Annotated in this window: 18 protein-coding genes; 11 read left to right on the forward strand and 7 right to left on the reverse strand. The window is 59.3% G+C overall.

What is annotated here, in order from left to right; all coding sequences use genetic code 11:
• The 4 genes from AB7M29_RS15645 (at position 1) to AB7M29_RS15660 (ending at position 6371) form a co-directional block, all read left to right on the forward strand.
• Positions 1 to 963, forward strand: coding sequence for a hypothetical protein (locus AB7M29_RS15645; RefSeq protein ID WP_454247232.1), 963 nt, complete (start codon positions 1 to 3; stop codon positions 961 to 963).
• Between the two features lie 6 nt (positions 964 to 969).
• Positions 970 to 2085 carry an HlyD family secretion protein gene (locus AB7M29_RS15650; RefSeq protein WP_217854523.1) on the forward strand — a complete coding sequence of 372 codons (1116 nt, stop codon included), beginning with the start codon at positions 970 to 972 and terminating at the stop codon, positions 2083 to 2085.
• A gap of 7 nt (positions 2086 to 2092) precedes the next feature.
• Positions 2093 to 3040 carry an NAD-dependent epimerase/dehydratase family protein gene (locus AB7M29_RS15655; protein ID WP_052963034.1) on the forward strand — a complete coding sequence of 316 codons (948 nt, stop codon included), beginning with the start codon at positions 2093 to 2095 and terminating at the stop codon, positions 3038 to 3040.
• A 130-nt stretch (positions 3041 to 3170) separates the two neighbouring features.
• The gene (locus AB7M29_RS15660) at positions 3171 to 6371 is read left to right on the forward strand and encodes a glycogen debranching N-terminal domain-containing protein (RefSeq protein WP_217854524.1); all 3201 of its coding nucleotides are present in this window, start codon (positions 3171 to 3173) and stop codon (positions 6369 to 6371) included.
• Positions 6372 to 6390: 19 nt separating this feature from the next.
• Here the strand turns inward: AB7M29_RS15660 and AB7M29_RS15665 are convergent, their stop codons facing one another.
• Positions 6391 to 6654: a hypothetical protein gene (locus AB7M29_RS15665; protein WP_217854525.1), complete on the reverse strand. Its 264-nt coding sequence runs from the start codon at positions 6652 to 6654 to the stop codon at positions 6391 to 6393.
• 385 nt (positions 6655 to 7039) lie between these two features.
• Here AB7M29_RS15665 and AB7M29_RS15670 point away from each other — a divergent pair, with 385 nt between their 5' ends.
• The 3 genes from AB7M29_RS15670 (at position 7040) to AB7M29_RS15680 (ending at position 9888) form a co-directional block, all read left to right on the forward strand.
• Positions 7040 to 8062 carry an IS110 family transposase gene (locus AB7M29_RS15670; protein ID WP_454246555.1) on the forward strand — a complete coding sequence of 341 codons (1023 nt, stop codon included), beginning with the start codon at positions 7040 to 7042 and terminating at the stop codon, positions 8060 to 8062.
• 394 nt (positions 8063 to 8456) lie between these two features.
• Entirely contained in the window at positions 8457 to 9518 is a 1062-nt protein-coding gene (locus tag AB7M29_RS15675) for a hypothetical protein (RefSeq protein ID WP_217854526.1), read from the forward strand.
• 16 nt (positions 9519 to 9534) lie between these two features.
• Positions 9535 to 9888 carry a DUF1428 domain-containing protein gene (locus tag AB7M29_RS15680; RefSeq protein ID WP_217854527.1) on the forward strand — a complete coding sequence of 118 codons (354 nt, stop codon included), beginning with the start codon at positions 9535 to 9537 and terminating at the stop codon, positions 9886 to 9888.
• Between the two features lie 14 nt (positions 9889 to 9902).
• Here the strand turns inward: AB7M29_RS15680 and AB7M29_RS15685 are convergent, their stop codons facing one another.
• A complete protein-coding gene (locus AB7M29_RS15685; RefSeq protein ID WP_030128949.1) occupies positions 9903 to 10097 on the reverse strand; it encodes a hypothetical protein in 195 nt (64 codons plus the stop codon).
• Between the two features lie 126 nt (positions 10098 to 10223).
• On the opposite strand from AB7M29_RS15685, the gene thpR reads away from it, so the two are divergent.
• Positions 10224 to 10799: an RNA 2',3'-cyclic phosphodiesterase gene (gene thpR, locus AB7M29_RS15690; protein ID WP_454247233.1), complete on the forward strand. Its 576-nt coding sequence runs from the start codon at positions 10224 to 10226 to the stop codon at positions 10797 to 10799.
• A 229-nt stretch (positions 10800 to 11028) separates the two neighbouring features.
• Here thpR and AB7M29_RS15695 read toward each other — a convergent pair whose 3' ends face one another.
• The 5 genes from AB7M29_RS15695 to AB7M29_RS15715 form a co-directional block, all read right to left on the reverse strand.
• Positions 11029 to 12126, reverse strand: a complete 1098-nt coding sequence (locus AB7M29_RS15695; protein ID WP_052963027.1) for a polyamine ABC transporter substrate-binding protein — start codon at positions 12124 to 12126, stop codon at positions 11029 to 11031.
• Positions 12127 to 12371: 245 nt separating this feature from the next.
• Positions 12372 to 13256, reverse strand: a complete 885-nt coding sequence (locus AB7M29_RS15700; RefSeq protein ID WP_030128946.1) for an ABC transporter permease subunit — start codon at positions 13254 to 13256, stop codon at positions 12372 to 12374.
• A complete protein-coding gene (locus AB7M29_RS15705; RefSeq protein WP_217854940.1) occupies positions 13253 to 14134 on the reverse strand; it encodes an ABC transporter permease subunit in 882 nt (293 codons plus the stop codon). Before AB7M29_RS15705 ends, AB7M29_RS15700 begins: the two co-directional genes overlap by 4 nt.
• A gap of 29 nt (positions 14135 to 14163) precedes the next feature.
• Positions 14164 to 15306, reverse strand: coding sequence for a polyamine ABC transporter ATP-binding protein (gene potA / locus AB7M29_RS15710; protein ID WP_454247234.1), 1143 nt, complete (start codon positions 15304 to 15306; stop codon positions 14164 to 14166).
• A 372-nt stretch (positions 15307 to 15678) separates the two neighbouring features.
• Complete coding sequence (locus AB7M29_RS15715) at positions 15679 to 16440, reverse strand: gamma-glutamyl-gamma-aminobutyrate hydrolase family protein (protein WP_454247235.1); 762 nt, start codon at positions 16438 to 16440, stop codon at positions 15679 to 15681.
• Positions 16441 to 16720: 280 nt separating this feature from the next.
• Between AB7M29_RS15715 and AB7M29_RS15720 the strand changes: the two genes are divergently transcribed.
• The 3 genes from AB7M29_RS15720 to AB7M29_RS15730 all read left to right on the forward strand — a co-directional run bounded on the left by AB7M29_RS15720 (position 16721) and on the right by AB7M29_RS15730 (position 21161).
• Positions 16721 to 18097 carry a glutamine synthetase family protein gene (locus tag AB7M29_RS15720; protein ID WP_454247236.1) on the forward strand — a complete coding sequence of 459 codons (1377 nt, stop codon included), beginning with the start codon at positions 16721 to 16723 and terminating at the stop codon, positions 18095 to 18097.
• A 237-nt stretch (positions 18098 to 18334) separates the two neighbouring features.
• Entirely contained in the window at positions 18335 to 19825 is a 1491-nt protein-coding gene (locus tag AB7M29_RS15725; protein ID WP_217854532.1) for an aldehyde dehydrogenase, read from the forward strand.
• 52 nt (positions 19826 to 19877) lie between these two features.
• The gene (locus tag AB7M29_RS15730) at positions 19878 to 21161 is read left to right on the forward strand and encodes an NAD(P)/FAD-dependent oxidoreductase (protein ID WP_454247237.1); all 1284 of its coding nucleotides are present in this window, start codon (positions 19878 to 19880) and stop codon (positions 21159 to 21161) included.
• Positions 21162 to 21332 lie beyond the last annotated feature (171 nt).

Consider the following 21332-nt stretch of genomic DNA (forward strand, 5'->3'; position numbering starts at 1 on the left):
ATGCGATTCGTACTTCTAGCCTTGACACTGTCGCTGCCCCCTGCGGCGCTCGTTGCACAACCGCTGCCCCTTCAGGATTTGATCGACAAGCAGCAATCGGACCCCATGTTTCGCACCGGCGAGGCCGACCTGCGGCAACCGCGTTTCTTGCTGGCGTCCACATCAGCGGCAGCGCCGAAAGCAGGGGCAGAGGCGGGGACGAGTTCGGGCAAATGGTCCCAGGCCAGTTATGTCTGGGACAGCGAAGCGTTGCTCGATCCCGATCGGCGCGAGGCGGAGCTTCAGGCGCTGCGCAAGGCCGGGATGGACAAGATCTACCTCGGCCTCAAGGCTGCACAGGTCAATGACTTGGTCACGACTCGCCGACGGCTGGAGCAATTGCTTCAGGACGCGGCCCGAGAAGATCTGCAAGTGAGTCTGTTGCTCGGCGATTCGAGCTGGATCGAGCCGACGGACCGTCACCAGCTCAGCGATTTATTGAAGAAGTTGAAGGGGCTTGCATTCAGCAGCCTGCATCTGGACCTCGAGGTCGAACAACTGGGCATGCCCGTCCCCGATCAGCGCCTGAAAAACTGGCTCGATACCTTGCGCATGGCGTCCAGCGAGAGCCCATGGCCGGTGGAAATATCCAGCCATCATCGCTGGTTCGCTGAACCGAAACCCGGGCAAACCTGTGTGCCGTGTGCGCTTCCCGACGCTGGTGTGCGTCAGGTCAGCCTGATGATCTACACCCGCAACCCGAAAAACAGCGCACGCATGACGGAGCAGATCGCCCAGCGCTGGCCGGCTCTGCAATTTCGTTTGGCACAAAGCACAGAACCCGAATTGCCAGCCACGGAAAGCTGGGCGGGTGCATCGACTGACCAGTTGAAACACCAGGCCAGCGCCTGGCGCGAACAATTGCAACCGCGGGGGGTTGCCGGTATCGACTGGCAGGCCTGGCGAGACTTCCCCAAACGGTGAGCCGTCATGAAAATTCGTTTCGATAGTCGCAAAGAATTGAACCCCACCCAGGAACAGGGCTTGAGCGTGCTGTACGCACCGAGCAAGCGCATGGCCTTTCGCGCGCGCTGGTATTTGATTCTGTTGCTGGTCGCCAGCCCCTTGATCTGGCTCGGTGGCAAGCTGGCATACAGCATGCTGATGATCGACGCACCGGCGCAATTGCGTCTGCCGATTTACGAGGTGCGCGCGCGCGATGCCGGCCGGGTCGATCAGCTGTTTGCAAAGGCGGGTGAGCAAGTCCAGGCCGATCAAATGCTGGTCACTCTGGACAACCCGGAATGGCGGGCCCGGCTGGCGCAACTGGCTGCCATGCCAACCAAGGCAACGGGCACAGGCACAGGCACTGCCCAATTGGGCGGCCGCGAGCGTCAATTGCTCAAGACCCGAATCGGCAGGGCGGAACAAAAGATCAAGGAATTGGAGTACCTGGCTGACCGAGGCGCGGCGGCTCGCGGCGAGGTGCTGGCAGCGCAGTCGGAGCTCGACGGGTTTCGAGCGGACTTGTTGGCGTTTGAACGCCGCGAGCAACTGGCGCGTCAGCCCACCCAAAGCGTTGAGCGCGAGATCATTCAGCAGAACGCCGAGCAGCAGTGGTTGAAGACGCGTCTCGCCGCATTGTCGATCAAGGCCGGACAGAGCGGCCGGATCGCGGAAGTGCTGGTGACTCCGGGCGAGAACGTCGGCGCCGGCACGCTGTTGATGCGCCTGGAGCGGCTGGAGGACCCGCTGCTATGGATTTATCTGGAACCGCTCAATATCAGTTACGCCGCGATCGGTCAGCCGTTGCGCGTGCGCATGCCGGATGGCCAGTGGCTGGCGGCGCATGTGGTTCAGGCGGTAGACAGCGCCGGGCGCACGCCGACGGTGCTGCGCGGCCCGTTTGCCGCCAGTGAAATGGGTTTGCAGGTCGCAGCCCGGTTCGATGACCCGCTGCCGTCGCGTTGGCGAATCGATCAACTGCCCTTGAATGTTCGCTTCCCCACGGACTGGCAAGAGATGTTCAGCGCCGGTCGGGAACTCATGGAAAGAGTCGAGGAGTTCGTCGCGATGGATCGACCTACAACCACTACTCCAGAGTGAATTTGCCATGTCTGCTGATCGAATTCTTGTGACGGGTGGCGCGGGCTTCATTGGTTCGCACCTGGTCGAAGCCTTGCTTGAAAACGGCTATGGCGTTCGGGTGCTGGATGATCTTTCAACCGGCAAACTGGCGAATCTGCCAGTGGACCGTGCGCATTTGAGCCTGATAGTCGGGGATGTCGCGGATGCGCCGACAGTGGAGCGCGCCCTGAAAGATTGCAGCGCGGTGGTGCATCTGGCCGCGGTCGCCTCGGTTCAGGCGTCGGTCGAAGACCCGGTCGCCACTCACCAAAGCAACTTCATCGGGACGCTGAATATCTGCGAAGCCATGCGCCAGGCCGGCCTGAGAAGGGTGGTGTTCGCCTCCAGCGCCGCCATCTATGGCAATAACGGCGAGGGCACGGCCATCACCGAAGACACGCCCAAGGCTCCGTTGACGCCCTATGCCGCGGACAAACTGGCCAGTGAGCATTTCTTTGATTTTTACCGCCGCCAACATGGTCTGGAACCAGTGATCCTGCGCTTCTTCAACATTTACGGACCGCGCCAGGACCCGTCATCGCCTTACTCTGGGGTCATCAGTATCTTCAGTGAAAGAGCCCAGAAACACCTGCCCGTCACGGTGTACGGGGACGGTGAACAGACCCGGGATTTCGTTTATGTGGAGGACCTTGTAAAGGTACTGGTACAGGCGGTGAAAGAATCGGAGCCGAGCGGCGAACCGGTCAATGTCGGTTTCAACCGCTCCACCAGCATCAACGAGCTCGCGGCCACGTTGAGCACGCTGCTGGGTCGGCCTCTGGCGTTGAACTACGCTGCACCGCGCTCCGGTGACATCCGCCATTCCCGGGCCGATAACCAGCGTTTGCTTGAACGTTTTCGGTTCACCGAGCCGACTTGTTTTGCCGATGGTTTGGGCCAGTTGCTCAGAAGTCTGGAGGGCGGTGACCGGTGAGCTCCGGGGCGTATAACCGGATGGAACTGTTGCAGCAGGCGCACCGTCAATCGAGGATAAGGCCGCCGGACCTCAGACGCCGAGATGCAGGAGGCCATTATCCTTCGACCCCATGACGGAGGGCCTCTCCATGAGGATCGCTCAGATTGCGCCGCTTACCGAACGTTGTCCGCCCCGTTTGTACGGTGGCACTGAGCGGATTGTGTCTTACCTGACCGAAGAGTTGGTACGACAGGGACACGATGTCACGCTCTTCGCCAGCGGCGATTCGCAAACCTCGGCACGCCTGGAACCAGGTGCGCCCCAGGCCCTGCGGTTCGATCCACGCATCAAGGACGGGGCGCCTCATCACATTCTGATGCTCGATCAAGTCCTGCGACAGGCGGATCAATTCGACGTGATGCATTTTCATGTCGATATTTTCCATTTTCCTTTGATTCGACACTTGGCCGGGCGCAGCGTGACCACGCTTCACGGGCGTCTGGACATTGCGGACTACCAATCCTTTTACCCTCACTTTCCCGAGGTGCCGCTGGTCTCGGTGTCCAAGGCGCAACGCACCCCGGTGAAGGGTGACGTCAATTGGGTGGGCAATGTCTATCACGGCATTCCAAGTGATCTGCTGGCCTTCAACCCTGAACCGAGCGGCGACTATCTGGTGTTTCTGGGGCGTATCTCTCCCGAAAAACGCCCGGACCGCGCCATCGAAATTGCCTTGAAGGCGGGGCTGTCATTGAAGATCGCGGCTAAGGTCGACAGGGCTGATCAGGTGTATTGGGAAGAAGTCATCGCACCGATGATCGCCGCCCATCCGAATGTCGAATTTCTCGGCGAGATCGATGAATCGCAAAAGGCCGACTTGCTGGGCAATGCTCGCGCCTTGATCTTTCCCATCGACTGGCCCGAGCCGTTCGGTCTGGTCATGATCGAAGCCATGGCTTGCGGCACGCCGGTGATTGCGTTTGGTCAGGGCTCGGTGCCGGAAGTGATCGACGAGGGCGTGTCCGGTTACATCGTCGATGGCGTCGCAGGGGCGGTAGCGGCGGTGCAGCGGTTGGCAGAGCTGGATCGGCGCAGGGTGCGGGCCAGGTTCGACGAACGGTTCACGGTCGAGCGCATGACCAATCACTATCTGGAGTTATATCGCCATCTGACGGCGGGCAACACCTATGGCCATCCCTCCACGCCCTTCGATATTCCAGCCACCGCGTCGCTGCAAGAGCTGCGCTTGCGCAACCTGAAAAACAACGACACCTTCGCGGTGTTCGATCCCAATGGCGACGTGCTGTTTGCGGACGACAGCCCGCAAGGGATTTTCCATACCGACACCCGACACCTTTCCGGGCTCTACCTGACGCTTAACGGCGCGCGGCCGCTGTTGCTCAGTTCGACGCTGCGTGACGATAACGCGATGCTCACGTGCGACCTGACCAACCCGGATCTGTTCGACGCTCATGGTGAAAAAATCCTGCACCACGATTTGATCCATCTGCGCCGCTCACGATTCTTGTGGAATGGCTCCTGTTATGAACGGCTGACCCTGCGCAATTTCGACGATTCGCCCCAGCATCTGCAATTGAGAATTCAGTTCGCGGCCGACTTCAAAGACCTGTTCGAAGTTCGCGGCGCCCGGCGTCCGCAACGCGGCGAAGGGCACCGGGCAGAGATCACCGATGAAGAGGTGGTGCTTTCCTACACAGGTCTGGACCACAAACGGCGCATGACCCGCCTGCGTTTTGCCCCGGTGCCGGCCAGCCTGACCTGCGATTCGGCGTTGTTCGAGGTTCAGCTGGCGCCTGGGGAAAGCCAGTCGTTGTTCATGGACATCAACTGCGGTGTGCAGAACCCACCGTTTACGGTGCGCCACGGGTTCTTCATTTCATTGCGCGATTCCCGACGCGAGTTACGCACGTTCTCTTCGCGGGCGGCCTCTGTGGTGAGCTCCCACGATGTGTTCAACGAGGCGGTCAGCCGCAGCGTTTCCGACCTCTACATGCTCATGACCAAAACCCGCGAGGGGCTATATCCCTACGCTGGCATTCCATGGTTCAGCACCGTTTTCGGACGAGATGCGCTGATCACTGCATGGGAGATGCTGTGGTTCGATCCCGGTATCGCCAAAGGCGTGCTCGGGCATCTGGCCGCCAACCAGGCAACCATCGTTGACGCCCACGCCGATTCCGAGCCCGGTAAAATCCTGCACGAAATAAGACTGGGAGAAATGGCCGAATTGGGCGAGGTGCCGTTCCGACGCTACTACGGCAGTATCGATTCCACACCGCTGTTCGTCATGTTGGCCGCCGCGTACCTGGAGCGCACCAATGATTTGGGCACAGTGCGTCAGCTCTGGCCGAATATTGAGGCGGCGCTGACCTGGATCGAGGAGTACGGCGACCGCGATGGCGATGGTTTTGTCGAGTATGGCCGGCAGTCCGCTGAGGGGCTGATTAACCAGGGCTGGAAAGACAGCCACGATTCGGTTTTCCATGCCGATGGGCAATTGGCCGTGGGCCCGATTGCGATTGTCGAAGTTCAGGCCTATGTGTATGGCGCCTGGACGGGGGCCGCCAAAATCGCTCGTCGGCTGGGTGATCCGGAGCGGGCTCAGCGCCTGAAATACAAGGCTCAACGCTTGCGTGAAGAATTCGATTCCCGTTTCTTCGACGAAGAACTGGGCACTTATGTATTGGCCTTGGACGGCAACAAGAAACCCTGTCGAATCCGTACCTCCAATGCCGGTCATGCCCTGTTCGCCGGCATCGCTTATCCGGAGCGCGCGGCATCGGTCGTCAGCGCGCTGATGGACCGCTCATCCTTTTCCGGCTGGGGCGTGCGCACCGTGGCGTCTTCCCAGGCTCGCTATAACCCGATGAGTTATCACAACGGCTCCGTCTGGCCCCACGACAATGCGCTGATCGCCGCTGGTTTCGCCCGCTACGGTTACCGTCGGGACGCGGCGCGGATTTTCGAAGGCCTGTTCGCCGCGTCGACCTACATCGATCTGCGGCGCTTGCCCGAACTGTTTTGCGGCTTTGCCCGGCAACGCACCCAAGGGCCGACGTTCTATCCAGTCGCCTGCATGCCCCAGGCCTGGGCCGCTGCTGCGCCGTTGTCGATGATTCAGTCGTGCCTGGGGCTGAGCTTCAGGCCGAGGAAACTCAACATCCTGTTCGACGAACCGGTGCTCCCGGCATTTCTGGACACCATCGCCTTGCGGCGTTTGGCAGTGGGTGCTGAATGTGTGGACTTGATGCTCCGGCGTTCGGGGGAAAACGTCATGATCGAGGTTCTCAATCGCCAGGGCCCGGTGCGGATTTTGAGTACCAGTTAGCAAGAGGGGCGCGAGCGTGTCAGAACGTGAACGCTTGTCCCGATGAATGCTGAGCCATTTCAGTCTCCAGCAAATGCTCAACCAGCACATCGTTCAAAAAGCGGAACTGATCATTGAGCCCGACCACTTCGTTACTGAAGTGGTTGGCCGCTGCCGGCATCAGCAAGGCCTCGAAGTGCTCGTCGAACACCAGTGCGACTGCTTTGCGAGACACGACCTGTTGCGAATAGTAGTTGCTGCCGAACACCGGAAAACTGACGGCGAGGCTGATGAAATGGATCATGATTTCGGCTCCTCGGTTTGACCGATATCCAGCACCAAGCGGGAAAACAGGGTCAGGGTGACGGCCGTCAGGGCCAGGCAGGTCAGGAGATGGATCAACATGGTTTGCCCCTCCGGTGCGGGGTTGAAAATGGGGATGGGATTAATCCTGCACCTGACGGTTTTTTTGCGGAAGGCATTCGCGGCGATGGTGAATATTGACGTGAATGATGATGGCGATCTGCTGGTCTTGAGGGCCTATTCGCGAGCAAGCCCGCTCCCACATTGAATCACTGTCGGACACAAGATTTGTGTACGCATGAGATCCAATAATGAAATGGCTACCCCCGCCGCCCCCTGCGATCGCCCACTAAGCTTTCGCAGGGGGCTCACCGGAGACCGTTGCCATGAAAGTAGCTATTGCCGCCATCGATTTGGGAAAACACGCCTTTCACCTGCATGCGCAAGATGATCGAGGCCATGAGCTTTACCGCAAAAAGTTTACTCGCGTGGCGCTCATTCAACACTTGGCGAACCTTGAACCCTGCACCGTCGTGATGGAGGCCTGTGGCGGAGCCCACTTCATGGCGCAGGAGGTCGCCAAGCTGGGGCATACGCCCAAGCTCATTGCTCCTCACCTTGTGCGTCCTTACGTGAAAAGCAACAAGAACGACTTCGCTGATGCCGAGGCGATCTGCGAGGCGGCGACGCGTCCAACGATGCGCTTTGTGCACCCCAAAACCCAGGCTCAGCAAGAGCTGGCCATGCTCAATTCGACACGCGATTCGTTCATCAAGGACCGCACCGCGACCGTCAATCGGATTCACGCCGTTCTTCTGGAGGTGGGCGTCAGCCTGGCCCCAGGCTTCAAATCCATCAAAGAGCTGCCGGCGCTGCTGGAGGCGGGTTCATTTTCTGAGCGCACCAAAAAAATTCTGACGCTGCTGCATGCACACTTCAACTATCTGGATGAGCAGGTCAAGGCAATGGACAAGGACGTGGAATGCCAGGCCGCTGAAGATGATCTGGCGGCCCGTTTGATGACCATGCCGTGTGTCGGCCCGATCACCTCCAGCGTCCTGGCTGCCGAGTTGGGCGATGGCAAACAGTTCAAATGCGGCCGGGGCTATTCGGCCTCGATCGGGCTGGTGCCCAAACAACATTCCACGGGCGGCAAGACCGTACTGCTGGGCATCAGCAAGCGCGGCGATCGCAACCAGAGGCGCCTGCTTGTCCAGTGTGCCCGTGTTTACTTGATGCAGCTGGACCGCCAGAAAGGCTGGCTGGCGGACTGGGTCCGGCAGCTATTGGTCCACCATCACTCCAACCATGTGGTCTGCGCGCTGGCCAACAAGCTGGCGAGGATCGCCTGGGCGATTGCGGCCCACCACACTGAATTCGATGCAGGGCCAGCCGCGATGAACGCCTGACCCTGCTGTCACCCGAGCACCACCCACCTGGTTTTGCGATGCTGGATAACTGATGACGTGAACGGCTAACCGGCCTGACGACAACCCTGAGCTCCCACACGGCTGAAAGGCCGTTCGAATAATTAGGATCGTCGGGCATCGATTCTCATCGAGGCGCGGGGCCACAACCCCACTCAGACGCCGGATAGATGAAAGCAAGCCAAACACGCATCAAAAACAGTATTGCAGAAAAGGGGGTAACCATAGATGTGGGAGCGGGCTTGCTCGCGAAGGCGTCTTTGAGGGCACCATCCATTCACCTGACGGACGGACCCCGCCCCCGACCTATACTCAAATCAGCACGCTCTTTAGCGTCGAACACTCCGTTCGACGAAGTCTGTAGGACGCCGCGATCTTGAACCTGCGTTCGCTGATCGTCGCTGTGTTGGTGATATTGGCGGGATGCGCCACGCCCACGCGTGCCCCGGTAATCGTGGTGCCAGTAGTGGTATCCCAGAGCACCTGGCAGCAAGTAGACCGAGAGATTGTCGCCGCTTCACAGCAGGCCACCGAACAGGCCAGGGTCTACGCCCGCGGGTCCATGGAGCATTGGCGCACCCGGGTTTATCAGCAAACCGAAGAAGTCTTCATTCCGTGGTTCAGCAGCTACTGGACCCAGGAATGGCTGTCGATGAAAGTCAGCTGGTACACCATCAATGCCGGAGACGAGCAGGATGCGACGACCAAACGCCTAGCGGCCTATCTGCTGGAGCAATATCACCGGCGAGTACTGGAACCGGTGGCGGTGGAGATCGATCCCGACGCGGTCCTCGGCCAGGCGACAGAGTTTTATGTGCAACTGATGGGGCAGCAACTCGAAGTTATTTCCAAACGTCATGGCGTGCCAATGGCGCAGCTCAACGGTCGCGTTCAGAAAATCCCGGCTATTTCGCTGGGCCCGCCAAGCGCCCGTGACGCTTCGCTATATCAGGTGGTGCATGCCGAACTGAGCAAATTGCCGGCCTACCAGGCGCTGATCGAGAAGATCCACACCGCGGGCGGCGAGAAGGGCATTGCTTCGACGGATGCCGGCATGGCGCCAGTGGCCAAGCGTGCCAGCCGACGAATACAAGCCGAAATGGCCCCCCGAGGCGCGGCCAGTGCCGTGGCGGCAGTGGCGGGGAAGGCGGCCGGGGCGTTGATTTCCGTGGGGGTGGCGGGGGTGCGCGCGATTATTCAGGCCAACGATCGGCCTGACAGCGAGGCACTGATTCGCAGCAGTCTGGGCAATTCGTTCGACAAGGCATGGGTGAAGCTGGTGGATAACCCCGCAACCGGCGTCATGGCTGGAACGCTGTACATGGCCAGACAAATTGAGGGCAGCCTGGAGGAGACCGTCGAGCCGTCGGTCGGTCTGGATACAGGCACTGTCGATTTTAGCCACGCTGATTCGACTACCCAGCAGATCAACCCATAACCCGAGGAGAACGATCATGGCTTACGTTGATGGCTTCGTCGCGGCAGTACCCACCGCCAACCGTGAAAAATTCAAGCAACACGCGCAATCCGCTGCCGCAATCTTCAAGGAAAGCGGCGCACTCAGCCTCGCCGAATGCTGGGGAGACGACGTGCCCGATGGCAAATTGACCTCGTTTCCCATGGCAGTAAAACTCAAGGAAGACGAAACCGTGGTGTTTTCCTGGATTGTCTGGCCGGACAAGGCCACCCGTGACGCCGGGATGGCGAAACTCATGAGCGATCCGCGGATGCAACCCGACGTCAATCCAATGCCGTTTGACGGTCAGCGCATGATTTTTGGCGGTTTCGATATGATCGTGAAAGCCTGACGGGAACCGCAGGATCACTCTGGCGTCGGGGCGGTCCTGCAACTCTTGCGGTTACGAATCTCGCTGTCCGAGGGGCGCTCCTTGATGAACTCGAAACGCGGCTCGCCTTCGTTGTAGTGAACCAGCCAGCCCCATTCCAGCTCGGACTCATCCTGGCCGGGTTTTGGTGGCACGGCCCACCATGGCTCTTTGCTGATGATCTGACGCATGGCGCCCTCCCATTGATTCGGTTGCTTCAACTATAACGCGCATGCCGGCACGTGCCAGAAATGCACTTGCTGGTGTGGTATCCCTTTGTAAAATCAAAGGGTCCCCGAAGCCTTGAGGTGGCAAACATGAGCGATGAATCCCGTGAGCCGTTCAAACGGCTGTTCTTCGCCCTGAACTGCGCCCCCGAACAACGCCGGGCCATCGCCCAATGGCGCAACGCGCTGGAGCTCAATGTCGGGCGCCCGGTGCCGGCGGAAAACTTTCATTTGACGCTGCTGTTTCTCGGCACGGTGGGGATGGCGCAGATAGCGGGCGTCTGCGAGGCCGCCGCCAATGTCCAGATGCCCGGCATGCCCTTGACGGTTGTGCTTGATCGACTGGAAGTCTGGCGTCGCTCCGGGGTTTTGTTGCTGGCGTCCGAGCAGGCAGAACCGCAGTTGCTGCGGTTGGTGTATGCGCTGGAGCAGGCCATGTTGCCATTTGGCTTTGAAGACACCCGTCGGGAATTTCGCCCGCATTTAACCCTGATGCGCGACTACCGGTCACCAGTCCCCGAATCCGCTACGCCACCAGAATTTTTCCTGCGTGCTGACCGCTTCACCTTGTTCGAATCCCATAAAGGCCGGTACCGGGCGCTGGCCGAATGGCCACTGATTTCTACACAAAAAAAGGCGCCCGAGGGCGCCCGAAATTCACCTTAACCGAGGAAGCCAGGTGAAGCCGTTCTTCTTCAGAGGAGCGCAGCGGTGGTAAGGCGCTGCGTGAACGGAAAATGATTAAAACCTTGCCACTGATCGTTCCAGCACGGACTCCTGTGGGAGCGGGCTTGCTCGCGAAAGCGGTGGGTCAGTCACCAATGATGTTGAATGTGATGGCCCCTTCGCGAGCAAGCCCGCTCCCACATTTTGGTCCGTGGTGTCCGATTTTGAATCACTTACCGAGCTTCACCCGCGTCCAGCCCCGGGTCATCACCCGCTGAATACCGATCGGCATATCTGGAATGGCATACAGCGTCGCCATCACCGCTTGCGGCGGGTAGGAACCCGGGTCGCTTCGAATCGCTTCATCCACCAACGGCGTGGCCGCCGCATTGGCGTTGCTGTAACCGACGCTGTTGGTGACTTCGGCGATGATGTCCGGGCGCATCAGGAAGTTCATGAACAGGTAGGCGTTGTCGACGTTGGCCGCGTCCCGCGGGATGGCGACCATGTCGTAAAAGCTGCCGGCGCCTTCTTTCGGAATGCTGTATTCGATCTTCACCTTGTCGCCGGCTTCTTTGGCACGGGCCTTGGCTTGCAGCACGTCGCCGGAGTAACCGACGGCGACGCAGATGTTGCCATTGGCCAGGTCGGAGATGTACTTCGACGAATGGAAGTAAGCCACCGACGGCCGAATTTTCATGAACAGCGCTTCGGCTTCGGCGATCTGCGCCTTGTCCTGAGAATTCACCGGGTAGCCCAGATAGTGCAGGGCGGCCGGGAGCATTTCTGTCGGTGAATCAAGAAAGCTGATGCCGCAGGCTTTGAGCTTCGCAGCGTTTTCCGGTTTGAACAGCAAGTCCCAGGAGTTCACCGGCGCATCAGTGCCCAGCACTTCCTTGACCTTGGCCGGGTTGTAGCCGATGCCGATCGAACCCCACATGTACGGGAAAGCGTGGCCATTGTCAGGGTCGCTGGCGGAGGCGTTTTTCAGCAGCACCGGGTTGAGGTTTTTCCAGTTCGGCAGCTTCGATTTATCCAGCGGCTGATACACGCCGGCCTTGATCTGCTTGGCCAGGAAACTGTTGGACGGCACCACAATGTCGTAGCCGGATTTACCGGCCAGCAAGCGTGCCTCAAGGGTTTCGTTACTGTCGAACACATCGTAGGTCACGCGAATGCCGGTCTCGTCTTCGAACTTCTTGACGGTGTCCGGGGCGATGTAATCCGACCAGTTGTAGACGCGCAATACCTTGTCATTGGCCTGGGCACCGGTAGCCATTGCGCCCAATAAGGACAGTGTCAGCAGAGTCCTGCCAAACATTTTCATCGGTACAACTCCATTTTCTTTTTTATTCAAATACGCAAAGCAAAAGTGCAGTAAACACAAAACCTGTGGCGAGGGAGCTTTTTGTGGCGAGGGGGCTTGCCCCCGTTCGGCTGCGAAGCAGTCGTAAAACCAGCGAATTCGGTGTGCTTGATACACCTCGGTTGCAGGTTTGGGGGCCGCTTCGCGACCCAACGGGGGTAAACCCCCTCACCACAGGATGGTGTTCAGTAAACTGCACCGCAGCACTAAGCCGTCGCCTCAACTCGCTGGTTTTTCGGTTGCTGCCACGACTCGCTGGCGGTCTGGTCCATCGCTTCCTGGATCGCCCGTTTGCGCGTGGCTTCGGCCTTGCGGCTGAAATACCAGACCATGAACGTGACGATCGACACCGCCAGCAGAATCAGACTGGCCACGGCATTGATCTCAGGCTTCACGCCCAGACGCACCGCCGAGAACACTTCCATCGGCAACGTCGTCGAGCCCGGGCCGGAGACGAAACTCGCCAGCACCAAATCATCCAGCGACAAGGCAAACGACATCATGCCGCCCGCTGCCAGCGACGGCGCGATCATCGGGATGGTGATCAGAAAGAACACCTTGAACGGACGCGCACCCAAGTCCATGGCTGCTTCTTCAATCGACAGGTCCAGCTCACGTAAACGCGCCGATACAACCACCGCCACATACGCTGCACAGAACGTGGTGTGCGCGATCCAGATCGTGACAAGGCCACGTTCCTGCGGCCAGCCGATCAACTGCGCCATGGCCACGAACAGCAGCAACAGCGACAGACCGGTAATCACTTCCGGCATCACCAACGGCGCCGTCACCAGACCACCGAACAGCGTGCGACCCTTGAAACGCGTCACACGGGTGAGCACGAAAGCGGCGAGGGTGCCCAACGCCACGGCGGCAATCGCCGTGTAGCAGGCGATTTCCAGGGAGCGCACCACCGAGCCCATCAGTTGCGAGTTGTCGAGCAGGCCGACGTACCACTTCACCGACCAGCCGCCCCACACCGTCACCAGTTTCGAGGCGTTGAACGAGTAGATCACCAGAATCAGCATCGGCAGGTAGATAAACGACAGGCCGAAAATAAGCATGAACTTTGAAAATCCGAAGCGTTTCATCCCCGTCCCTCCATCTCTTTGGCCTGGCTGCGGTTGAACAGCAGAATCGGCACAATCAGGATCGCCAGCATCACCACCGCCAGGGCGGACGCCACCGGCCAGTCGCGGTTGTTGAAGAACTCTTGCCACAACACGCGGCCGATCATCAGGGTTTCCGGACCGCCCAACAGTTCCGGAATCACGAACTCACCGACCACCGGAATGAACACCAGCATGCAACCTGCGATGATCCCGTTCTTGGCCAGCGGCACAGTGATTTTCCAGAAGTTGTTGAAGTTGCTCGAGCCCAGGTCCGACGCCGCTTCCAGCAGGCTGTGATCGTGCTTCACCAGGTTGGCGTACAGCGGCAGCACCATGAACGGCAAGTAAGCGTAAACAACCCCAATGTAGACCGCCGTGTTGGTATTGAGGATCTCGATCGGCTGCGACGTCAGCCCGGTCCACATCAGGAACGCATTGAGCAAACCGTTGTTGCTGAGAATGCCCATCCACGCATAGACGCGGATCAGGATCGCAGTCCAGGTCGGCATCATGATCAACAGCAGCAGAACGTTCTGCGTTTCCTTGTTGGCCTTGGTGATTGCGTAGGCCATCGGGAAGCCGATCACCAGGCACATCAGCGTGCTTAAAAACGCGACCTTCAATGAGCCAAAGTAGGCCGAGATGTACAACTCATCTTCGGTCAGCAGCGAGTAGTTGCCGATGTTCAGCAGCAGCTGAAATTTCTGTTCGGCAAAGGTGTAAATCTCGGAGTAGGGAGGAATGGCCAGGGCTGCTTCCGAGAAGCTGATCTTCATCACCAGGAAGAACGGCAACAGGAAAAACAGGCACAACCACAGGAACGGAATGCCTATGACCAGTTTGCGGCCGCTGGGCACCAGGCGCAGGAACTGCTGATTGAAGGTTCTCATGAGCGCAGTACCACGCCGCTGTCGTCTTCCCACCACACGTAGACCTGATCGTCCCAGGTCGGGCGCGCGCCACGGCGTTCGGCGTTGGCCATGAACGACTGGACGATCTTGCCGCCGGGCAACTCCACGTAAAACACCGAGTGGCCGCCGAGGTAGGCGATGTCATGCACCTTGCCTTCGGACCAGTTGTAGCGGGTCTCGGGCTTGAGGGTGCTGACCAGCATTTTTTCCGGGCGGATGGCGTAGGTGATCGACTTGTCCTGCACCGAGGTACTCACGCCGTGGCCGACGTAGATCTTCTGTTGCAGGTCCGGGCTGTGGATGATCGCGTGACCTTCCAGATCCTCGACCACGGTGCCGTCGAAGGCGTTCACGTTGCCAATGAACTCACAGACCATGCGGTTGACCGGGGCTTCATAGATGTCGACCGGGCTGCCGATCTGGGCGATCCAGCCCAGATGCATGATGGCGATGCGTTCGGCCATGGTCATGGCTTCTTCCTGATCGTGGGTCACCATCACGCAGGTCACGCCGACCCGCTCGATGATTTCCACCAACTCCAGTTGCATCTGCGAGCGCAGCTTTTTATCCAGCGCGCCCATCGGTTCGTCGAGCAGCAACAGCTTCGGCCGCTTGGCCAGGGAACGCGCCAATGCCACACGCTGACGCTGGCCGCCAGACAACTGATGGGGTTTGCGTTTGGCGTATTGAGTCATGTGCACCAGCCGCAGCATTTCTTCGACACGGGCGTCGATTTCGCTGGCGGGCAAACGGTCCTGCTTGAGGCCGAAGGCGATGTTCTGCGCCACCGTCATGTGCGGGAACAGTGCGTAAGACTGGAACATCATGTTGATCGGCCGTTCGTACGGCGGCATGTCGGTGATGTCGACACCGTCGAGCAGAATCCGCCCTTCGGTCGGGCGTTCGAAGCCGGCGAGCATGCGCAGCAGCGTCGATTTACCCGAGCCGGAACCGCCGAGCAGGGCGAAGATTTCCCCTTGATGGATCTCCAGGGACACATCATCCACGGCGGTGGTTTCGTCGAATTTCTTGGTGACGCGGTCGACTTTCACCAACACCTTTTTCGGTGCCTGGTGACCTTCAAGAGCCTTCCTGTAGATGCTGGAGGCGTTTGCCATATGAAACTCCCAACAGGTTTCAGTCGTCGGGCCAACGCGGCCTGACTTAGTAGTTGATTGCAAGCCCAAGCCGTACGGTGCCAGTCAGCCAGAACGCGGCCCCCTTGTGGGAGCGGGCTTGCTCGCGAAGGCTGTGTATCAGGCAACATTGATGTCGACTGACACTCCCTCTTCGCGAGCAAGCCCGCTCCCACAAGGGGATTTGCATTTGAATCACTGGCCCATACCGATCGGGCTTATTCGGCACCGCCATCCTGGCTGCCTGGTCGTACTTGTTGTTATTGCGGTTCATCTATTACGTGAGCGACCGGCGCGCAAAGGCACGCCCGCCAGACTCACGGGGGCAGTTAAATCGTTGAATGCTTTTTGAAGTCAGTGCGTATTACGTAGCGCCGCCCGTTGCCGGCACGCGTCGCCAAACGCCTGGAAAATACTCAAATAGGGGGGATTCGAAAGCACCTGCCATTCCGGGTGCCATTGCACGCCGACGGCGAAGGCCTTGCTGTGCTCGACGGAGATCGCCTCGATCAAACCATCCGGCGCGACAGCTTCAGCGCGCAGGCCAGGAGCGAGCCGGTCGATGCCCTGGCTGTGAATCGAATTCACCTGGAACACCTGCGGCAAATCCAGCGCTTCGAACACGCCACCCCGCTGCACGTTGACCGCATGAGCAGGCGCGTATTGCACAGCCAGGTCCGGGTGATCCGCTTCGCGGTGATCGAGGTAGCCGGGCAGTTCATGCACCTTCTGATGCAGGCTGCCGCCGAACGCCACGTTCATTTCCTGAAAGCCCCGGCAGATGCCGAGCACCGGAACACCGGCGGCAATGGCTGCGCGCAATAAGGGCAGGGTAGTAGCGTCCCGTTGCGGATCGTGATCCGTACCGGGGGCACTGGCGGGGCCTTGATAGTGGAAGGGTTCCACATTCGATGGCGAGCCGGTCAGCAACAGACCGTCGAGCTGCGCGAGCAGGTCATCGATTTCGGTCAGATCGCCTAAGGAAGGAATGACCACGGGTAACCCCAAAGCCGCAACGCTGACAGCACGCAAATACTTGTCGCCGCTGACGTGGTAGGGGTGCAGGCCAATCTGTTTGATGCACGCAGTAACGCCGATCAATGGCTTGAATGCCATTTTTATCACCTCGAAGTTTCACACTTGAACGAGCTTTTCCGGAGCTTAGCCTTGTTGATTTTAATTAACAACTCTCATGTAAAAAATTCTAAACGCCGGGCATCTTATCTTCAGGAATTACGTGGCGTGCAAGACTGATCTGGCACTAGCGGCCCCAAAAAAGGCCAGAAAATAAAGGTTGAAAGGCCAAGTGTTCGCTATTGACTTCACTTTGCCTTTCGGATTGACTGGGTTCGTGAAAGGGTAGTGAACATAATAATTAACAGCTAATAGGTGCATCATGTCGGTCCCTCTGCGTGCCGTTCAACTCAACGAAGCAAACGCATTCCTTAAGAAATATCCTGAGGTTTTGTACGTCGACCTTCTGATTGCGGATATGAACGGTGTGGTGCGCGGCAAGCGCATCGAACGCACCAGTCTTCATAAGGTTTACGAAAAAGGCATTAACCTCCCGGCGTCACTGTTTGCCCTGGACATCAACGGTTCTACGGTGGAAAGCACCGGCCTGGGTCTGGACATCGGCGACTCGGATCGCATCTGCTTCCCCATCCCCAATACCCTCAGCATCGAACCCTGGCAGAAGCGCCCGACCGCGCAGCTGTTAATGACCATGCACGAACTCGAAGGCCAGCCGTTCTTTGCTGATCCGCGCGAAGTGTTGCGTCAGGTGGTGAGCAAGTTCGATGACATGGGCCTGACCATTTGCGCAGCCTTCGAACTGGAGTTCTATCTGATCGATCAGGACAACGTGAACGGTCGTCCGCAGTCGCCACGTTCGCCGGTGTCCGGCAAACGTCCACACTCGACTCAGGTGTACCTGATCGACGATCTGGACGAATACGTCGACTGCCTGCAAGACATCCTCGAAGGCGCGAAAGAGCAGGGCATTCCCGCTGACGCCATCGTCAAGGAAAGCGCCCCGGCGCAATTCGAAGTGAACCTGCACCACGTCTCCGACCCTATAAAGGCCTGCGACTACGCGGTGTTGCTCAAGCGTCTGGTGAAGAACATCGCCTACGACCACGAGATGGACACCACCTTCATGGCCAAGCCGTATCCGGGCCAGGCGGGCAATGGTTTGCACGTGCACATTTCGATTCTCGACAAAGAAGGCAACAACATCTTTGCCAGCGAGGATCCCGAGCAGAACGCCGCACTGCGTCACGCGATCGGCGGTGTGCTCGAGACCCTGCCGGCGCAGATGGCGTTCCTCTGCCCGAACGTCAACTCGTACCGCCGTTTCGGCGCGCAGTTCTATGTACCGAACTCGCCAAGCTGGGGCATCGACAACCGTACCGTGGCGGTGCGTGTGCCCACCGGTTCGGCGGATGCCGTGCGCATCGAACACCGAGTCGCCGGCGCCGATGCCAACCCGTACTTGCTGATGGCGTCGCTGCTGGCCGGTATTCACCACGGCCTGACCAACGAAATCGAACCGGGCGCCCCGGTCGAAGGCAACAGCTACGAGCAGAACGAGCAAAGCCTGCCGAACAACCTGCGCGATGCACTGCGCGAGCTGGACGACAGCGAAGTCATGGCGCGCTACATCGACCCGCTGTACATCGACGTGTTCGTGGCGTGCAAGGAAAGCGAACTGGCCGAGTTCGAAAACTCCATCTCCGATCTTGAGTACAACTGGTACTTGCACACGGTTTGATTGGCTAAAAACCGTCAATCAAGGATGAAAGGTGGGCGTACACAAATCATGTGTACACCGCCAACCCCTGTGGGAGCGGGCTTGCTCGCGAAAGCGGTGGGTCAGTCGCCATCAATGTTGAATGTGATGGCCCTCTTCGCGAGCAAGCCCGCTCCCACAGGGGATTGCGGTGTTCTGATACTTAACTGGTTGGCATCAATCCAACGATCAACTATTCCTCTGCGTAGAGTCACAACAATGACAAACACTCGCAGCGACTGGGAACAACGCTTCCAGTCCCTCACACTAGAAGGCCGCGCATTCATCGACGGCCAATACCGCCCGGCACTCAGCGGCGATACGTTCGAATGCATCAGCCCGGTCGACGGCCGCTTCCTGGCGAACATCGCCAGCACCGACGAAGCCGACGCCAATGCCGCCGTGCAGGTTGCACGCCGCACATTCGAATCCGGCATCTGGGCCAAACTGCCCCCCGCCGAGCGCAAGCGCGTCCTGATTCGTTTCGCCGATCTGATTCTGCAAAACCAGGAAGAACTGGCGCTGCTCGAAACCCTCGACATGGGCAAACCGATCAGCGATTCCATGAGCATCGACATCCCAGCGACCGCCAACGCGATTCGCTGGAGCGCCGAAGCCATCGACAAAATCTACGATGAAGTCGCCGCCACACCCCACGACCAACTCGGCCTCATCACCCGCGAGCCGACAGGCGTGGTCGCCGCCATCGTGCCGTGGAATTTCCCGCTGATCATGGCCAGCTGGAAATTCGCCCCGGCCCTGGCGGCAGGCAATTCGTTCATCCTCAAGCCTTCGGAAAAGTCACCACTGACGGCCATCCGCATCGCGCAATTGGCCCTCGACGCCGGCATCCCCAAAGGCGTGTTCAACGTCCTGCCGGGCTTCGGTCACACCGTCGGCAAGGCACTGGCGTTGCACATGGACGTCGACGTGCTGGCCTTCACCGGCTCGACCGCAATTGCCAAGCAACTGCTGATCTACGCCGGGCAAAGCAACATGAAACGGGTCTGGCTGGAGGCGGGCGGCAAGAGCCCGAACGTGGTGTTCGCCGATGCGCCGGATTTGCGCGCAGCAGCACAAGCAGCGGCTGGTGCGATTGCCTTCAACCAAGGCGAAGTCTGCACCGCCGGTTCGCGCTTGTTGGTGGAGCGCTCGATTCGCGAGCAGTTCATTCCGCTGCTGGTGGAAGCACTGCAAGCGTGGAAACCGGGGCATGCCCTCGATCCTGAAACCACCGTCGGCGCGGTCGTCGATAGGCGCCAATTGGACAACGTGCTGCGCTACATCCAGGTCGGCAAAGACCAGGGCGCACAACTGATCGCTGGCGGCAACCGTACCCTCGAAGGCACCGGTGGCCTGTACGTGGAACCGGCAATTTTCGACGGCGTGACCAACGCCATGACCATCGCCCGGGAAGAGATTTTCGGCCCGGTGCTGTCGTTGATCACCTTCGACACCGCTGAAGAAGCACTGCAGATCGCCAACGACAGCATCTTCGGTCTGGCCGCCGGTGTCTGGACCAGCAACCTCAGCAAGGCCCACACCTTCGCTCGCGGTTTGCGCGCCGGTAGCGTCTGGGTCAACCAGTACGATGGCGGCGACATGACCGCGCCGTTCGGCGGGTTCAAGCAGTCGGGTAACGGTCGGGACAAATCGCTGCACGCGTTCGACAAATACACCGAACTCAAAGCGACCTGGATCAAGCTCTAACACTTTTACAGCGGCGGTCGCAGGCGAGAGTTTGCGGCCATCGGAGAAACCTATGAAACAAGCACATGTAAACAGCTACTACGCCGCAACCCGCAATCACACAGCTGACTTCCCAATTCTTGAAGAGCTGGTGGAATGCGACGTCTGCGTGATCGGCGCCGGCTACACCGGCTTGTCCTCGGCGCTGTTTCTCAGCGAAGCGGGTTACAGCGTCACCGTACTGGAAGCCGCCAAAGTCGGCTTCGGCGCTAGTGGTCGCAACGGCGGCCAACTGGTCAACTCCTACAGCCGCGACGTCGATGTAATCGAAGAGCGCTACGGCGACAAAACCGCCGAAGTGCTCGGCAGCATGATCTTCGAAGGCGCCGACATCATCCGTTCGCGCATCAAAGAGTACGACATCAAATGCGACTACCGTCCCGGCGGCATCTTCGCAGCGCTGAACAAAAAGCAACTCAACGGCCTGGCCGAGCAAAAGAGCAGCTGGGAGCGCTACGGCAACAAAAACCTGAGAATGCTCGACGCGGCTGACATCAAGCGCGAAGTGGGTTGCGACAACTACGTCGGCGGCCTGCTCGACATGCAGGGCGGCCACATCCACCCGCTGAACCTGGCCCTCGGCGAAGCCGCCGCGATCATCAGCCTGGGCGGCAAAATCTACGAACAGTCCGCCGCCGTGGAAATCACCTACGGCGAACCGATCACCGTGCGCACCGCCAAAGGCGTGGTGCGGGCCAAGTACCTGCTGATCGCCGGCAACGCCTACCTGCCTCAAGACCTCGACAACCGCGTCACGCGCAAAAGCATGCCCTGCGGTTCGCAAATCGTGGTCACCGAGCCGCTGTCCGAACGAGTCGCTCGCAGCCTGATCACCAACAACTACTGCGTCGAAGACTGCAACTACCTGCTCGACTACTACCGCCTCACCGCCGACAACCGCCTGCTGTACGGCGGCGGCGTGGTCTACGGCGCCCGTGAGCCCGACGACATCGAACAACTGATCAAACCAAAAATCCTCAAAACTTTCCCGCAACTCAAAGACGTGAAAATCGACTACCGCTGGACCGGCAACTTCCTGCTGACCATGTCCCGCATGCCGCAATTCGGCCGCATCGAAAAAAACGCCTACTACATGCAAGGCTACAGCGGCCACGGCGTCACCTGCTCGCACCTGGCCGGCAAACTGATCTCGGAAATGATCCGCGGCGACGCCGAACGCTTCGATGCTTTCGCTTCACTCCCGCACATGCCCATGATCGGCGGCCGCACCTTCCAGGCCCCACTCACCGCCATGGGCGCCGCGTATTACGCCCTGCGCGACCGATTCGGCATCTAAGTAGAACCTTACCGGCGGCCATCCCAAAATGTGCCGCCGGCCAATGCCAGTCATGGCAGGGTACCGCTCCCACAAGGGAATTGGTGACATACACAAATTTTGCGAACAACACCAATCAACTGTGGGAGCGGGCTTGCTCGCGAAAGCGGTAGCTCAGTCGCCATCAATGTT

Source organism: Pseudomonas sp. F-14 TE3623 (genome assembly GCF_053629015.1).

Bases quoted from the DNA above. Each gene is read 5' to 3' on its own strand.
- potA (WP_454247234.1), bottom strand. From the start codon at position 15,306: ATGGCAAACGCCTCCAGCATCTACAGGAAGGCTCTTGAAGGTCACCAG.
- AB7M29_RS15660 (WP_217854524.1), top strand. From the start codon at position 3,171: ATGAGGATCGCTCAGATTGCGCCGCTTACCGAACGTTGTCCGCCCCGT.
- AB7M29_RS15685 (WP_030128949.1), bottom strand. From the start codon at position 10,097: ATGCGTCAGATCATCAGCAAAGAGCCATGGTGGGCCGTGCCACCAAAA.
- AB7M29_RS15655 (WP_052963034.1), top strand. From the start codon at position 2,093: ATGTCTGCTGATCGAATTCTTGTGACGGGTGGCGCGGGCTTCATTGGT.
- AB7M29_RS15670 (WP_454246555.1), top strand. From the start codon at position 7,040: ATGAAAGTAGCTATTGCCGCCATCGATTTGGGAAAACACGCCTTTCAC.
- AB7M29_RS15665 (WP_217854525.1), bottom strand. From the start codon at position 6,654: ATGATCCATTTCATCAGCCTCGCCGTCAGTTTTCCGGTGTTCGGCAGC.
- AB7M29_RS15730 (WP_454247237.1), top strand. From the start codon at position 19,878: ATGAAACAAGCACATGTAAACAGCTACTACGCCGCAACCCGCAATCAC.
- AB7M29_RS15725 (WP_217854532.1), top strand. From the start codon at position 18,335: ATGACAAACACTCGCAGCGACTGGGAACAACGCTTCCAGTCCCTCACA.
- AB7M29_RS15700 (WP_030128946.1), bottom strand. From the start codon at position 13,256: ATGAAACGCTTCGGATTTTCAAAGTTCATGCTTATTTTCGGCCTGTCG.
- AB7M29_RS15645 (WP_454247232.1), top strand. From the start codon at position 1: ATGCGATTCGTACTTCTAGCCTTGACACTGTCGCTGCCCCCTGCGGCG.
- AB7M29_RS15695 (WP_052963027.1), bottom strand. From the start codon at position 12,126: ATGAAAATGTTTGGCAGGACTCTGCTGACACTGTCCTTATTGGGCGCA.
- thpR (WP_454247233.1), top strand. From the start codon at position 10,224: ATGAGCGATGAATCCCGTGAGCCGTTCAAACGGCTGTTCTTCGCCCTG.
- AB7M29_RS15720 (WP_454247236.1), top strand. From the start codon at position 16,721: ATGTCGGTCCCTCTGCGTGCCGTTCAACTCAACGAAGCAAACGCATTC.
- AB7M29_RS15715 (WP_454247235.1), bottom strand. From the start codon at position 16,440: ATGGCATTCAAGCCATTGATCGGCGTTACTGCGTGCATCAAACAGATT.
- AB7M29_RS15650 (WP_217854523.1), top strand. From the start codon at position 970: ATGAAAATTCGTTTCGATAGTCGCAAAGAATTGAACCCCACCCAGGAA.
- AB7M29_RS15680 (WP_217854527.1), top strand. From the start codon at position 9,535: ATGGCTTACGTTGATGGCTTCGTCGCGGCAGTACCCACCGCCAACCGT.